The 13,681-nt window shown below is 69.9% G+C and carries 13 protein-coding genes; 8 read left to right on the forward strand and 5 right to left on the reverse strand.

Annotated features, from left to right (window positions below; genetic code table 11):
• From EK403_RS23225 to EK403_RS13440, 5 genes are all read left to right on the forward strand, one after another.
• Window positions 1-251: ABC transporter permease subunit (locus EK403_RS23225; RefSeq protein WP_428979603.1), on the forward strand; the 251-nt coding region annotated here is incomplete at its 5' end.
• Window positions 248-1,288, forward strand: coding sequence for a branched-chain amino acid ABC transporter permease (locus EK403_RS13425; RefSeq protein ID WP_128777988.1), 1,041 nt, complete (start codon window positions 248-250; stop codon window positions 1,286-1,288). The genes EK403_RS23225 and EK403_RS13425, both read left to right, overlap by 4 nt.
• On the forward strand, window positions 1,285-2,085 hold the full coding sequence (locus tag EK403_RS13430; RefSeq protein WP_128777989.1) for an ABC transporter ATP-binding protein: 801 nt from the start codon (window positions 1,285-1,287) through the stop codon (window positions 2,083-2,085). The genes EK403_RS13425 and EK403_RS13430 overlap by 4 nt, the downstream gene beginning before the upstream one ends.
• On the forward strand, window positions 2,078-2,782 hold the full coding sequence (locus EK403_RS13435; RefSeq protein WP_128777990.1) for an ABC transporter ATP-binding protein: 705 nt from the start codon (window positions 2,078-2,080) through the stop codon (window positions 2,780-2,782). The genes EK403_RS13430 and EK403_RS13435 overlap by 8 nt, the downstream gene beginning before the upstream one ends.
• 83 nt (window positions 2,783-2,865) lie before the next feature.
• The gene (locus EK403_RS13440) at window positions 2,866-3,183 is read left to right on the forward strand and encodes a hypothetical protein (protein WP_128777991.1); all 318 of its coding nucleotides are present in this window, start codon (window positions 2,866-2,868) and stop codon (window positions 3,181-3,183) included.
• Window positions 3,184-3,197: 14 nt separating this feature from the next.
• On the opposite strand, the gene EK403_RS13445 is transcribed toward EK403_RS13440, so the two are convergent.
• From EK403_RS13445 to EK403_RS13455, 3 genes are all read right to left on the reverse strand, one after another.
• Entirely contained in the window at window positions 3,198-3,821 is a 624-nt protein-coding gene (locus EK403_RS13445) for a TetR/AcrR family transcriptional regulator (RefSeq protein ID WP_245479692.1), read from the reverse strand.
• A 74-nt stretch (window positions 3,822-3,895) separates the two neighbouring features.
• Window positions 3,896-7,012, reverse strand: a complete 3,117-nt coding sequence (locus EK403_RS13450) for an efflux RND transporter permease subunit (protein ID WP_128777992.1) — start codon at window positions 7,010-7,012, stop codon at window positions 3,896-3,898.
• Window positions 7,013-7,027: 15 nt separating this feature from the next.
• Window positions 7,028-8,128: an efflux RND transporter periplasmic adaptor subunit gene (locus tag EK403_RS13455; RefSeq protein WP_128777993.1), complete on the reverse strand. Its 1,101-nt coding sequence runs from the start codon at window positions 8,126-8,128 to the stop codon at window positions 7,028-7,030.
• 250 nt (window positions 8,129-8,378) lie between these two features.
• Here EK403_RS13455 and EK403_RS13460 point away from each other — a divergent pair, with 250 nt between their 5' ends.
• From EK403_RS13460 to EK403_RS13470, 3 genes are all read left to right on the forward strand, one after another.
• Window positions 8,379-8,765, forward strand: a complete 387-nt coding sequence (locus EK403_RS13460) for a hypothetical protein (protein WP_128777994.1) — start codon at window positions 8,379-8,381, stop codon at window positions 8,763-8,765.
• Window positions 8,766-8,850: 85 nt separating this feature from the next.
• A complete protein-coding gene (locus EK403_RS13465) occupies window positions 8,851-11,142 on the forward strand; it encodes a TonB-dependent receptor (RefSeq protein ID WP_128777995.1) in 2,292 nt (763 codons plus the stop codon).
• Entirely contained in the window at window positions 11,142-12,536 is a 1,395-nt protein-coding gene (locus EK403_RS13470) for a PepSY-associated TM helix domain-containing protein (RefSeq protein ID WP_128777996.1), read from the forward strand. The genes EK403_RS13465 and EK403_RS13470 overlap by 1 nt, the downstream gene beginning before the upstream one ends.
• 7 nt (window positions 12,537-12,543) lie before the next feature.
• On the opposite strand, the gene EK403_RS13475 is transcribed toward EK403_RS13470, so the two are convergent.
• Together EK403_RS13475 and EK403_RS23230 are read right to left on the reverse strand one after the other, a co-directional pair.
• The gene (locus EK403_RS13475) at window positions 12,544-12,963 is read right to left on the reverse strand and encodes a VOC family protein (protein ID WP_128777997.1); all 420 of its coding nucleotides are present in this window, start codon (window positions 12,961-12,963) and stop codon (window positions 12,544-12,546) included.
• 89 nt (window positions 12,964-13,052) lie between these two features.
• Window positions 13,053-13,681, reverse strand: a 629-nt coding sequence (locus EK403_RS23230) for a cupin domain-containing protein (protein ID WP_245479693.1), incomplete at its 5' end; no start/stop codon positions are given.

Genomic DNA, 13,681 nt, shown 5'->3' on the forward strand with positions numbered 1-13,681 from the left:
GACCCGTCTACGTCGTGTTCCCGCAGATGGGGGATCTTGCGGCCGTGAAGGCCTTCGCGATCGTCATCCTGGGCGGCCTCGGCTCGATCTCGGGCGCGACGATCGGCGGCTTCATCCTGGCGCTCGCGGAGGAGTTCGGCGCCGGCTACATCTCGTCCGGCTATCGAGACGCGATGGGCTTCCTGATCATCATCGCGGTGCTGCTGGCGAAGCCCACCGGCCTGTTCGCCCGTGCGGAGCGCGTCGGATGACCCGCTTCGTCCCGCCCCTCGTCCTCGTCGCGCTGGCGCTCCTGCCGCTCGGGCTGAAGGACCCCTACATCCTCAACGCGCTGATCGCCGGCGGCATCTTCACGATCGGCGCGATCAGCCTGAACCTGCTGCTCGGCTACACCGGCCAGCTCAGCCTGGGCCACATCGCCTTTTTCGGCATCGGAGCCTACGCCAGCGCGCTGACCGCGCTCGGCTTCGACGTCGGCCTGTTCGGCGGCGTCCGCATCGTCCACGAGGGCTGGCATCCCTTCATCGGCTTCCTGATGGCGATCCTCGTGTCGGGGCTCTGCGGCTACGTGGTCGGCCGGCTCTCGTTCCGGGTCCGCGGGGCCTATTTCGTGATCGTCACGATCTGCTTCGCCGAGGTCGTGCGGCTGGTCGCGCTGAACTGGGTGGAGCTCACCCAGGGGCCGCTCGCGCTGACCTCGATCCCGCAGATGAAGCTCGGCTTTCCGGGCCTCGGCGAGACGACGCTGAGGACCAAGACCCAGAACCTCTACCTCATGCTGGGCGTGGCGACGCTCGCCTATCTGGTCGTGGCGCGGCTCGTCCATTCCCGCTTCGGGCGCGCCATGCGCGGGCTGAAGGAGAACGAGCAGCTCGCGATGTCGGTCGGCGTCAACGCCACAAAGACGCTGACCGTCGCCGCCACCATATCGGCTGCGATCGCGGGCGCGGCCGGCAGCCTCTACGCCCATTATTTCCGGATCATCGACCCGGACGTCTTCCTGTTCTCCTACACGGTCACGATGGTCATCATGGTGGTGAGCGGCGGCAAGGGCACGCTCGCGGGCCCGGTGATCGGCGGGCTGATCTTCGGCACGCTGCCGGTCGCGCTGCGTCCCTACATGGCCCCCGAGGCGCAGTGGATCGTCTATGGCGCGGTGCTGATCCTCATCCTGTTCCTGATGCCCCGCGGCGTCGCGCCTTGGCTCGACGGCCTGTTGTCGGGACGCCGGAAGGCGGCCTCCGAGAAACCTCCGGCGGCTCAGCCCCAGCTGGAGGGCGGCGCGTGACCCAGCCGATCCTGTCGCTCGACCATGTCGGCGTGCGCTTCGGCGGGCTGGTGGCGATCGCCGACCTCCATTTCGACGTCCGCGAGGGCGAGATCCTGAGCCTGATCGGCCCGAACGGGGCCGGCAAGACCACCGCGTTCAACGTCGCGACCGGCTTCCTGAAGCCGACCCATGGCGAGGTGCGGCTCAAGGGCGAGAGCCTCGCGGGGCTGTCGCCGAACCGCATCAACCGGCTGGGCCTCGCCCGCACCTTCCAGCGCACCAGCGTGTTTCCCGACGACACGGTGCTCGACAATGTGCTGATCGGCCTCCACCGCGACGACGGCGGCGCCACTCTTCTCGACGCCATCTTCAACCTGTCGCGCGAGCGCGCGGGCGAGGCGGCAAGACGGAGAAAGGCCGGGGAGCTGATCGACTGGGTCGGGCTCTCGGCCCGCGCGGACGAGCGCGCCGGGGCGCTGTCCTATGGCGAGCAGCGCCTCGTCGGCGTCGCGCTCGCGCTCGCCACCGACCCCGTGATGCTGCTGCTCGACGAGCCGGTCTCGGGCATGAACGCCTCGGAGACCAAGAACTTCGTCCGGCTGATCCGCCAGATCCGCGAGCGCGGCGTCACCATCCTGCTGGTCGAGCACGACATGCCGATGGTCATGGAGGTCTCGGACCGCATCGTGGTGCTGAACCACGGCAAGCTGATCGCCGACGGCGCGCCAGCCGAGATCCGCGCCGACCCCGCCGTGATCGAGGCTTATCTGGGCAAGAGCGCCGCGGCCCTGCAGGCGGAGGCGGCCCATGCTTGAGATCCGCGACCTCGAATGCGGCTACGGTCCAGTCGCCGCGCTGAAGGGCGTCAGCCTTGGGGTCGGCGAGGGCGAGCTCGTCGCGCTGATCGGCGCGAACGGCGCCGGGAAGTCGACGACGCTGCGCGCGATCTCCGGCCTCGTGAAGCCGCGCGCCGGGTCCATCAAGTTCCGCGGCGAGGAGATCGCGGGCGCCGACCCCGCCCATGTGCTCGCTGCGGGCGTCGCCCACTGCCCCGAGGGCCGGCGGGGGTTCCCCTACATGTCGGTCGCCGACAATCTCGCCATGGGCGCCTATCTGCGGCGGGACCCGATCAAGGTCCGCGAAGACTTCGACCGCGTCTATTCCGATTTTCCGCGGCTCGCCGAACGCAGGGCGCAGCCGGCCGGGACGCTGTCAGGCGGCGAGCAGCAGATGCTAGCGATCGGCCGCGCGCTGATGTCCCGGCCGAAGCTCGTGATGTTCGACGAGCCGTCGCTCGGCCTCGCCCCAACCATCGTCGAGCAGACGCTCGGCATCATCCGCTCGATCCGGGACGACGGCGCGACAGTGCTGCTCGTCGAGCAGAACGCCTTCGCGGCGCTCGAGCTCTGCGATCACGCCTATCTGATCGAGACCGGGCGCGTGGTGCGCAAGGGAGCGGGCAAGGAGCTGATCGCCGACCCGCTCGTGAGGGCCGCCTATCTCGGCGGGTGACGGCCGCTCGCCTCCGTTGACAGGCGGGACGTTCCGCGTCCCAGTGCGGCCGAAACGTCAGATCATGACGGGAGGCGATCCCAATGCGACGAGCGCGCGCGGCGCAGCGGCCGTCCTCGGTCAGTCGATCGGCGAAGCGGCGGCAGACGATCTACGCCGTGCTGTTCTTCGTCGCGGGTCCGCTGATCGCGATCGGCCTCTATTTCACGCCGAACTACAAGAGAATGCGCGGCTGGGAGGACTCCGACGTCCGTTACGCCTTCGCCTATTACGCGCTGATCGCCGGCGCCGTCGCTGGAGCGGGCGCGGTGATCGCCATGATCATCGACCCGAGCCGCAAGCCCGTCGCCCAGCAGTCCGACGATCGGGGCAGCGAGGACGAGCCCGAGCCAGAGGACTGAGCCTTCCGGCCTCGTCAGCCCCGTTCCCGCGCGCCGAGGCCGCGCAGCGCGAATTCGGCCATCTGCTCGATGCTCGCGTGCGGATGCTCCTGGCTTTGAGCCATCATCGCGGGATGGCAGTAACAGACGACCGCGGCGTGGACGCAGCGCGCGCCGGCTTCAGGATCCTCGATCGCGAATTCGCCGCGCGCGCAACCGTCGCGCACCAGCCCGATCAGGATCGCGTCGCAGCGCGCGACGTAGCGGTCGCAGACATCCCAGCTCTCCGCCATGGCGTCCTCGACCATGTCGTACATGCGCTTGTTCGACAGGAAGCGCTCCTCGCTCATCGCCGAGAGCGTGACGAGCAGCGCCCGGAGCCTCGCCGGCGCTGTGGCGTCGGGCCGCGTCGCCTCGATCTCGAGCGCGTCCGCGATCTCGCCGAGCAGCCGCTCGGCGACGCCCTCATTGATGGACTTCTTGCTGTCGAAGAAGCGGTACACATTGGCCGGGCTCATCTTGAGCTCGGCGGCGATGTCCGCGACCGTGGTCTTGCGGTAGCCGATCTCGCGGAACAGCCGGTGCGCGGTTGCGAGGATGTCGCCGCGCGTGTCGGGCGCGTCGCTCCTCGGAGCTCGCATCGTCCGTTCGTTCGTCATGTCCCGTCGAGTTAAAGCGGCTTCGGCCGTCATCGGCTACTCCCAACAAAGTCTCAGAACGCCGGGCGTTCCGGTCAGGCGGCGATCGCTGCGAGCGCCGCCGGGGCAGGTTTCTCCTCGGCCCGCCCATCGAGGCTCTTGCGGAACCAGAGCGCGTAGAGCGCCGGCAGGAAGAGCAGGGTCAGGAAGGTCGCGACGAACAGCCCGCCCATGATGGTGACCGCCATCGGGCTCCAGAAGGCGCTCGACGACAGCGGCACCATGGCGAGGATCGCGGCGAGCGCGGTCAGCACCACGGGCCGCGCGCGCCTGACCGTCGCCTCGACGATCGCCTCGCGTCGCGTGTGCTTGCCGGAGGCGACGTCGCTCTCGATCTGGTCGACCAGGATGACGGCGTTGCGCATGATCATGCCGGCGAGCGCGATCAGCCCGAGCAGCGCGTTGAAGCCGAAGGGCTTGCCCGCGAGGTTCAGCCCGAGCGAGGCGCCGATGATCCCGAGCGGCGCGGTCATGAAGACCAGCGCAAGCCGCGAGAAGCTCTGCAGCTGGACCATCAGCAGGGTCAGCATGGCGAGGAACATCACCGGGAACAGCACAAACAGCGCGGCGTTCGCCTTCTCGGACTCCTCGATCGCGCCGCCGACCTCGATGCGGTAGCCGGGCTCGAGCCTGTCCTTAATCGACTGCAGCTTCGGCAGGATCTGGCTTGTGACGTCGGGCGGCTGGACGCCGTCGACGACGTCCGAGCGCACGGTGATGGCCATGTCGCGGTTGCGCCGCCAGAGGATCGGCTCCTCATGGGCGTATTCGAGGCGCGCGACCTGGGCGAGCGGCACCGCGACGCCGTTCCGCGCCACAACCGTGAGGTCGCCGATCCGCCCGAGGTCGAGCCGCTCCGAGGGCGTCGCCCGCGCCACCACGCCGACCTGCTCGATGCCGTCGCGGACCGTGGTGACTGTGAGCCCCGTCAGCAGGGTCTCAAGGGTCTGCGAGACGTCGCGGACATTGAGGCCGAGCGCCCGCGCCCGCTCCTGGTCGACGACGAGGCGGACCGTCGGGGACAACTCGTTCCAATCGAGATGCGGATCGAGCGCGTTCGGGTTCTCGCGCATGGCGTCGCGGACCCGATAGGCGACCTCGCGCACCTTCTGGGCGTCCGGCCCGATCACCCGGAACTGGACGGGGAAGCCAACCGGCGGGCCGAAGGTGAAGCGGTCGACACGCGCCCGCGCCTCCGGCAGCGCGCCGTCGGCGATCGCCTTGTCGAGCCGCGCCTTGACGCGTTCGCGGCCCTCGACCGACTTCGACAGGATCACGATCTCGGCGAAGGACTGGTTGGGCAGCGTCGGGTTGAGGCCGAGCCAGAAGCGCGGCGAGCCCTGGCCGACATAGGACGTGTAGGTCTCGACGTCCGGATCGGCCGGGCCGATCAGCGTCTCGGCCTGGCGCACGACTTCCGTCGTGGCGCCGATCGAGGAGCCTTCGGGCAGGCGGAGCTGCAGGAACAGCTCCTTGCGCTCGGAGAGCGGGAAGAACTGCTGCTGGACGAAGCCGAAGCCGATGACCGAGCCGATGAAGATCGCGACCGTGACCGCCACCGTAGTGATCCGCCAGCGAACGCACGCGGCGACGATCCGCCGGAGGCCGCGATAGATGCGGGTGTCGTAGATCGAGTCGGGATCGGCATGCGCGCCGTTCCTGGCGAGCGAGGCCGGCAGCAACTTGACGCCGAGATAGGGGGTGAACACCACCGCCACGACCCAGGACACGACCAGCGCGATCCCCACCACCCAGAAGATGCCGCCGGCATATTCGCCGGCGCCGGACTGCGCGAAGCCGACCGGCAGGAAGCCCGCGATCGTGACCGCGGTGCCGGTCAGCATCGGAAAGGCGGTCGACTGCCAGGCGAAGGCCGCGGCCTTCATGCGGTCGAAGCCCTGCTCCATCTTCACCACCATCATCTCGACCGCGATGATGGCGTCGTCGACCAGCAGGCCGAGCGCGATGATCAGCGCGCCGAGCGTGATGCGGTGCAGGTCCATGCCGAGCGCGAGCATCACCACGAAGGTCGCGGCGAGCGTCAGCGGCACCGAGAGCGCCACCACGATGCCAGTCCGCCTGCCGAGCGACAGGAACGACACGCCGAGCACGATCAGCAGCGCCTCGACGAAGGAGCGCTCGAACTCGAAGATCGATTCCTCGACGATCTTGGGCTGGTCGGCGATCTGCTCGAAGGCGACGCCCTGCGGCACGGAGGCCTGGAACTCGCGCGTCGCGGCCGCGACGTCCTCGCCGAATTTCAGGATGTTGGCGCCGCGCGCCATCACCACGCCGACGCCGAGCGCCGGCGCGCCGCGCTGGCGGACGAGGAAGTCCGGGGGATCGACGAAGCCGCGCGTCACGGTCGCCACGTCGCCGAGCCTGAAGGTGCGGCCGCCGGCCTCGACCGGGGTCTCGGCCACGGCCTTCACGCCGTCGAGCGCGCCCGTCACCCGAAGCGGAATCCGCTGCGCGCCGGACTCGACCGTGCCTGCGGGCGTCATGTCGTTCTGGCGGGAGAGCGACTCGAACAGCGTCTGGGGCGAGATGCCGAGGGTCGCGAGCTTGGCGTGGCTGAACTCGACGAAGATGCGCTCGTCCTGCACCCCGTAGAGATTGACCTTCACGACGCCCGGAACCTTGAGCAGGCGCTGGCGCAGGCCCTCGGCGACCTTCTTGAGCTGGGCGTAGTCGGCGCCGTCGCCGGTCAGCATGGTCAGGATCGAGTCGACGTCGCCATATTCGTCATTGACGTTCGGGCCCAGCACCCCTGCCGGCAAGCTCGGCCGCACGTCGTCCATCTTCTTGCGGATCTGGTAGAACAGCCCCGGCACCTCGGAGGGCGGGGTGTCGTCGCGGAACGTGACCTGCATCGCCGTGAAGGACGGCTTGGCGTAGGTCTGCACCTTGTCGAAGTGCGGCAGCTCCTGGAGCTTCTTCTCGATTGGGTCGGCGACCTGATCCTGCATCTCGCGCGCCGTGGCGCCGGGCCACACCGCGGTGACGACCGCGACCTTGATGGTGAAGTTCGGGTCTTCAGAGCGGCCGAGCCGCGTGAAGGACCAGGCGCCCGCGAGCCCGATCGCGATGATCAGGAAGAGCACGAGCGGCCGATGGGATACCGCCCAGGCCGAAAGGTTGAAGCGCGCCATGGTCCTGTCCTCGGATCAAAAGGCGAGCGCGTCGACGGCCCGGACCGGGGCCTTCGCGTCGAGCTTCTGGACGCCGAGCGTGACCACGCGGTCGCCCTCGGCGAGGCCCGAGGAGACCAGCACGTCCTTGGCCTCGTAGGAGGCGACCGTGACTGGCTTCGGCGTTAGCTTGCCGCCCTCCCCGACCGTCCAGACCGAGGCGCCCTCGCCCTGGTTGAACAGCGCGGTCAGAGGCAGGCGCATGACTCGGTCCTCGCCTTTGTCGGCGAGCGTCACGGTCGCGGTCATGCCGAGCTGGACCTCGGCCCCGGCCGACGGCATCGAGAAGCGCGCGAGATAGGTGCGGGTCGCAGCGTCCGCGGCGGGCGAGAGCTCGCGCAGGACGGCCTCGTAGCGGCGTCCGGCGCTCGACCAGAGCGAGACCTCGGCTTTCGCCGTCCGGACGCGCTCCAGAAGGGTTTCGGGGATCGAGACCGCGGCCTCCTTCTCGGCGGTGCGCGCGAGGCGGATCGCCGCCTGCCCGGCCGCCACCACCTGGCCGGGCTCGACCGAGGTCGCGGTCACGACGCCGTCGGCGTCGGCCTCGAGCACGGCGTAGGAGGTCGCGTTGCGGGCGAGCGACAGAGCGCGCTCGGCGCGGGCGAGCCGCCCCCGGGCCTCCTCGGCCGCGGCGCGCTGCCGGTCGACGGTCGCGGCCGTGGTCCAGCCCTGCTTCGACAGCGTCGTGCCGCGCCGGAAGTCGGCCTCGGTCTGGGCGAGCGAAGCGGCTGCAGCCGAGCGTTCGGCCTCCGCCTGTTCGGCCTGGAGCTTGAGGTCCACCTCGTCGAGCGTGGCGAGCGCTTCGCCGGCCGTCACGACGTCGCCGACGCTGACCAGCCGCCGCGCCACCTTGCCCGTGACCCGGAAGCCGAGGTCGCTCTCGACCCGCGGCCGGATCACGCCGACGAAGCTGCGCTCGGCGACGCGGGGCTCGAAGGCCACGGCCCTCGTCAGCACCGGCCGTGGCGTCGCCGCGTGGTCGGCGCGCTCGGCGCCGTCCACCGGGTCGCAGGCCGCGAGCCCCGCGGCGAGAACGACCGTCAGGGCCGGAACGAGGAGGGATCGAAGGTCGCGCATTGGGCAGGCTCCTGACCGCGCTGACGATTGGGGGCGCCGCGGACGGGCGACGGGGACCGGACGGAGGGGAGTCGCATGGGACCCGCCCGGACGCCGCAGCCCGCCGCGACGGAAGCAATGTTGGATCAATGACTGACGAATGTCAATAATCGTCACAACATATTCTCTGACTTCGGGGCTGCGACGTCCGGCGCGTTCCCGGCGTGAGGCGGCCGTGTTATTCGCCGTCCGGCGGAAACGGGGCGCTCACGTGGCGGCACGGCGGAAAGCATGGGGGAGCTGGGGCGCGATTTTCGCAGCCTATCTGCTCGTCGTGCAGGCCGCGCTCGCCGGCCTCGCCCTCGGCGCGCAGGCGGCGGAGCCAGCCTTCGGGCCGCTCGGCCAGATCCTTTGCTCCGGCGGTCCGATCCCGCTCGACGGGGCGCCCACGCCCTCGCAACACAAATCGACGCCTGACTGCTGCGCGCCCGGCTGCCCGATGCTCGGCGGCGGCATGGCCCCGCCGGCCGCCGCCTCGCCCGCGGCCGTCCCGACCGTCGAGACGGTCACGGAGCGGCTGTCTTCCGCGGACGCCCCCGTCAACTCCTCCCGAGCGTGGGCGTCGAAGCGCCCGCGCGGACCTCCCTCGGCCGTCTGACCGCCCGTCGATCTTCGACGTTCCGTCCAGACGCTCGCGCGGCCCTTGCGGCCGACCACGGGCCAATCGCGCCGAGTCTTTTCCGATGTCCCGTTTCGACGCCGCGCAGGCGCGCGCCTTCGCGCGCCCCGCCGTCCTCCTCATATCCGCATTCGCCGCGGCGTCTCCCACGATCGCGCAGGAACAGTCGCCCGACGGCGGCGGCACGCTCCTCGAAGAAATCGCCGTCGAAGGCGAGGGCCGCGGCGCCGCTTCTGGCGACGGCGGCGAGACCAGGAGGCTTGAGCGCCGCACCGAAGCGGCGAGCCGCCTCGGCCTCACGGTCAGGGAGACGGCCGCGACCGTCGACGTCATCACCCAGGAGCGCATCCAGTCGGAAGGCCTGCGCTCGCTCATCGAGGTCTATGGCGCGGCGCCCGGCGTCACGGCCGGGAACCTGCCCGGCGAGCCCGGCGTCACGGCGATGCGCGGTTTTTCACGCGGCGCCGTGGGCTATTCGGTCGACGGGTTCCGGGCGATCGACCCGCTGCTCGCGTCGAGGAACTACGACGCCTACAGCTTCGAGCGGATCGAGATCCTCAAGGGTCCGGCCTCGGTGGTGGGCGGCAGCGGCGCGCTCGCCGGGACCATCAACCTCGTGACCCGCAAACCGGAGCTCGGCGTCAACAAGGGCGACGGGCTGATCTCCTACGGCTCGTTCGACGGCATACGGGCCGGGGCCTCGTTCAACGCCGCCATCTCGGAGAACGCCGCCGCCAACGCCAGCGTCCTGCATTCGCGCTCGGACGGCTTCGTCCACGACACCGACAGCGAACGGACGCAGGTCACGACCGGCGTCCTGCTGCAGCCGAGCGACCGCTTCAAGGTCACGGCGGCGTTCGACTATTTCGAGGACGATTTCAGCACCGCCTATTTCGGCGCGCCGCTGATCGGACGGGACTACGCCCGGAATCCGAGCGGCGTCGCCTCGGGCTGGGACCCGGTCCTCGGCGACCTCGTGCTCGACAAGTCGATGCGGAAGGAGAACTACAACGTCCGCGACGGGGTGATGAAGTCGGACGCCTACTGGGCGCGCACGACCGCCGAGTTCGCGCTCACCGACCAGTGGACGCTGAAGAACGAGCTCGGCTACTACGACGCCGACCGCCGCTGGGCGAATTCCGAGGACTACACCTTCAACCCGACGGCCTCGGAAGCCGCGGGACGCCCGATCCTCGACCGCTCCTCGACGCTGATCACCCACGACCAGCAGGTGTTCTCGAACCGAACGTCGGCCAATTTCGACGGCGAGGTCGACGGCATGCGCAACCGCTTCGCGGCCGGCGTCGAATATGTCCGCACCGATTTCGGCTCGATCCGCCGCTTCGGTACGACCACGGCGGTCGACGCCTTCGACCCGGACCGGGGCGAGTTCCCGGACGACGGCTTCACCACGCGGCAGAATTTCGACAGCCGCGTCGACAATCTCGCGCTGTTCGCCGAGGACGCGATCAACGTGACGCCGAACTGGATCGTCGTCGGCGGGCTGCGCTGGGACAAGATCAAGCTCGACCGGACGATCGTCGACCTGGACGCCGAGCCGGGCGAAGAGCCGGACAGGTTCGGCAACGAGTTCACGAACACGTCCTGGCGGCTCGGCACGGTGTATGAGGTCGCGCCGGGCGTCAGCCTGTTCGGCCAGTACACGACGGCGATCGCGCCGGTGTCCTCGCTGCTGCTGATCAACAACCAGCGCACGGACTTCAAGCTGTCGACCGGGCGGTCGGTCGAGGCCGGCGTGAAGGCCTCGCTGTTCGACGGCCGCGCGGTCGCCACCGCCTCGGTCTACCAGATCGAGCAGGACGACATCCTGACCCGCGATCCGACCGACGTGAACGCCACCATCCAGGGCGGCAAGCAGCGCTCGCGGGGCGTCGAGTTCGACATCGCGGTCGACGTCACCGACAGATGGAAGGTCATGGCCAACGCTGCCTTCGTGAAGGCCGAGTTCATCGAGCTCGAAGAACAGGAGCTCCGCTCGAACGGCCTGCCGAAGCGCAAACCAGTCAGCCGCGCGGGCAACCGCCCGCTCAACGTGCCGGCGCAGACCTTCAATCTCTGGACCACCTACCGCTTCGAGAGCCTCCCGCTCACCATCGGGGCCGGCGTCCGTTACGTCGGCGACTTCTACACCAACAACGCCAACACGATCCGCGTGAAGGACCGCACGCTGTTCGACGCCTCGGTCTCCTACGAGGTCCACCAAGGCGGCACGGTCACGCTGCGCGGCCGCAACCTCACCGACGAGCTCTACGCCGAGTGGTCGGGCTACAGCGACAAGCAGGTCTATCTCGGCGCGCCCCGCAGCTTCGACCTGACCTATGCGGTGAAGTTCTGATGGGCGCCGCGACCCTGATCGACAACCCCGCGCTCCACCGCGCCGTCTGGCGCTGGCACTTCTACGCCGGCCTGATCGTCGCGCCCTTCGTGCTGATCCTGAGCGTCACGGGCGCGATCTATTTGTTCAACGACGAGATCAACGACCTCCTCCATGCGGAGTTGCGGATCGTCGCCCCCCATGACGCGACCGAGCCGTTGTCTCGCCTCGTCGCCGCGGCGGAGGCGAGCGTTCCGGGCGGAAAGGCGACGCGGATCGACACATGGTCCGAGCCCGACCGCAGCGCGCAGGTGTTCGTCACCGCCGGCGACGGCGAGAAGCTCAGGGTCTTCGTCGATCCGGGCTCGGCGCGCGTCCTCGGCTCCTATGTGTACGAGCGCACGCTGGTCGGCTTCGCCGACGTCTTCCACGGTTCGCTCATGCTGGGAAAGTTCGGCGACGGGATCGTCGAGCTCGCGGCCTGCTGGACCCTCGTGCTGGTCGTCACCGGCGTCTTCCTGTGGTGGCCGCGTGGGACGCAGAGCCTGTCCGAGGCCCTGACGCCGCGGCTGCACGCGACCGGCCGGCGGTTCTGGCGGAGCCTCCACGCGGCCGTCGGAATCTGGACCGCGGCGCTCATCGCCTTCCTGGTCGTCACCGGCCTGCCCTGGGCCAATATCTGGGGATCGCTGCTGCGCGCCGGATCCGACGTCGCGGGCGTCGGGTATCCCGAAAGCCATCGCGGCCACGGCTCGACGCCGCGCGCGACCGTCAAGCAGGCGCTCGGCGAGGCGCCCTGGTCGATGGAGACGGCCCCGATGCCGGCGTCAGGCGACGAACACGCCGGCCACCACGGCGGCCATATGAGCCACGCCGCGGATGCCGAAGCCGCGCCGATCGGGATCGACCGTGCGGCCGGGATCCTCGCCTCCGCCGGCATGGCGCATCCCTACCGGCTGTCGCTGCCCGACGGGCCGGCGGGCGTCTTCACGGCCTACACCTATCCGGACCGACCGCAGGGTCAGCGCACCATCCACATCGACCAATATTCCGGCGAGATCCTGGGCGATGTGGGGTTCAAGGATTACGGGCCGGTCGCCAAGGCGGTCGAGCTCGGCGTCCAGCTCCACATGGGCAACTATTTCGGCCGCGCGAACCAGGTCGTCATGCTGCTCGCCTGCCTGGGCGGCGCGGCGCTCTCGATCACCGGCCCGGTCATGTGGTGGCGGAGGCGCCCGAAGGGCCGCCTCGCCGCGCCCCGGCCGCTCGAGCCCGCGCGCATGCGCACGCTCGCGCTGCTGACGATCGGCCTTGGCGCGCTGTTCCCGCTCGCGGGCGCGTCGCTGCTGGTCGCGCTCGCCGCCAACCGCTGGATCGCGCCGCTGTTCGCGCGACCGCGCGCTGCCGAAGCCTGAGGCGGCCTCAGGCTTCGGCGATGATGGTCCAGGGCACGCCGAACCTGTCGGCCAACATGCCGAAGGCGGGCGAGAAGAATGTCGGGCCGAGCGGCATGCGAACCTGCCCGCCCTCCGCGAGCGCCGCGAAGGTCCGCTCGACGGCCGCCGCGTCCGGAAGCGTCAGGGTCAGCGAAAAGCCCTCGAAGGCGGCGGAGGAGACGTCCGAGCAGCCGCCGTCCGACAGCATGACCCGGGCGCCGCCGATCCTGACGCTGGCGTGCATGATCTTCCGGGGGTCGCCGCCGGGGATCATGTCCGCCGGGACCGGGTCGGGGCTCTCGTCGAAGCGCATCAGCGCCTCGGTCTCGGCGCCGAGCGCCGCCTTGTAGAATTCGATCGCCTCTTCGGCGCGGCCCTTCAGGAAAAGATACGGCTCGATCGGCATGGGGGTCTCCGTCCTTCGGTCATCCGACGACCCTAGGACGAACGCGCCCGCAGCTTTCCGACAGCCAGCGGACGCTTTTTCTCGCCGCCTCAGGTCCTCAGATAGTCGTCCTCGTAGCGGACGATGTCGTCCTCGCCGAGATAGGAGCCAGACTGCACCTCGATCAGGTGCAGGGGGATCTCGCCCGGGTTCTCCAGCCGATGCACGGCGCCGAGCGGGATGTAGACGGACTCGTTCTCGCGCAGGATCTTGACCTCGGCGTCGACCGTGACCTTCGCGACGCCCTCCACCACGACCCAGTGCTCGGCGCGGTGGACATGGCTCTGCAACGACAGCTTGCGGCCCGGCCGGACCGTGATGCGCTTCACCTGGAAGCGCGCCCCGACGTCGATCTGACGGTACGATCCCCAGGGCCGGTGCGCGAGCGCCGCCTCGGTCGCGGCGCTCTCGCCCCTGGCGACCAGCCGTGCGACGAGGCCCTTCACCTCGTCGGCGCGCTGGCGCGACGTCACCAGCACCGCGTCCCCGGTCGCCACCACGATGGCGTCGTCGAGCCCGACCACGGCGGTCACGGCCTTGTCGGAGCGGACGTAGCAGTTCGACGCCTCGACGGCCTCGGCCGGCCCGATCAGCGCGTTGCCGTCCCCGTCGCGCTCGGCGATCTCCCAGAGCGCCGACCAGCTGCCGACGTCGGACCAGCCGAAAGCGGCGGGGGGGG

The sequence above is a fragment of the Hansschlegelia zhihuaiae genome, assembly GCF_004103825.1.
Lineage (GTDB): Bacteria > Pseudomonadota > Alphaproteobacteria > Rhizobiales > Methylopilaceae > Methylopila > Methylopila zhihuaiae.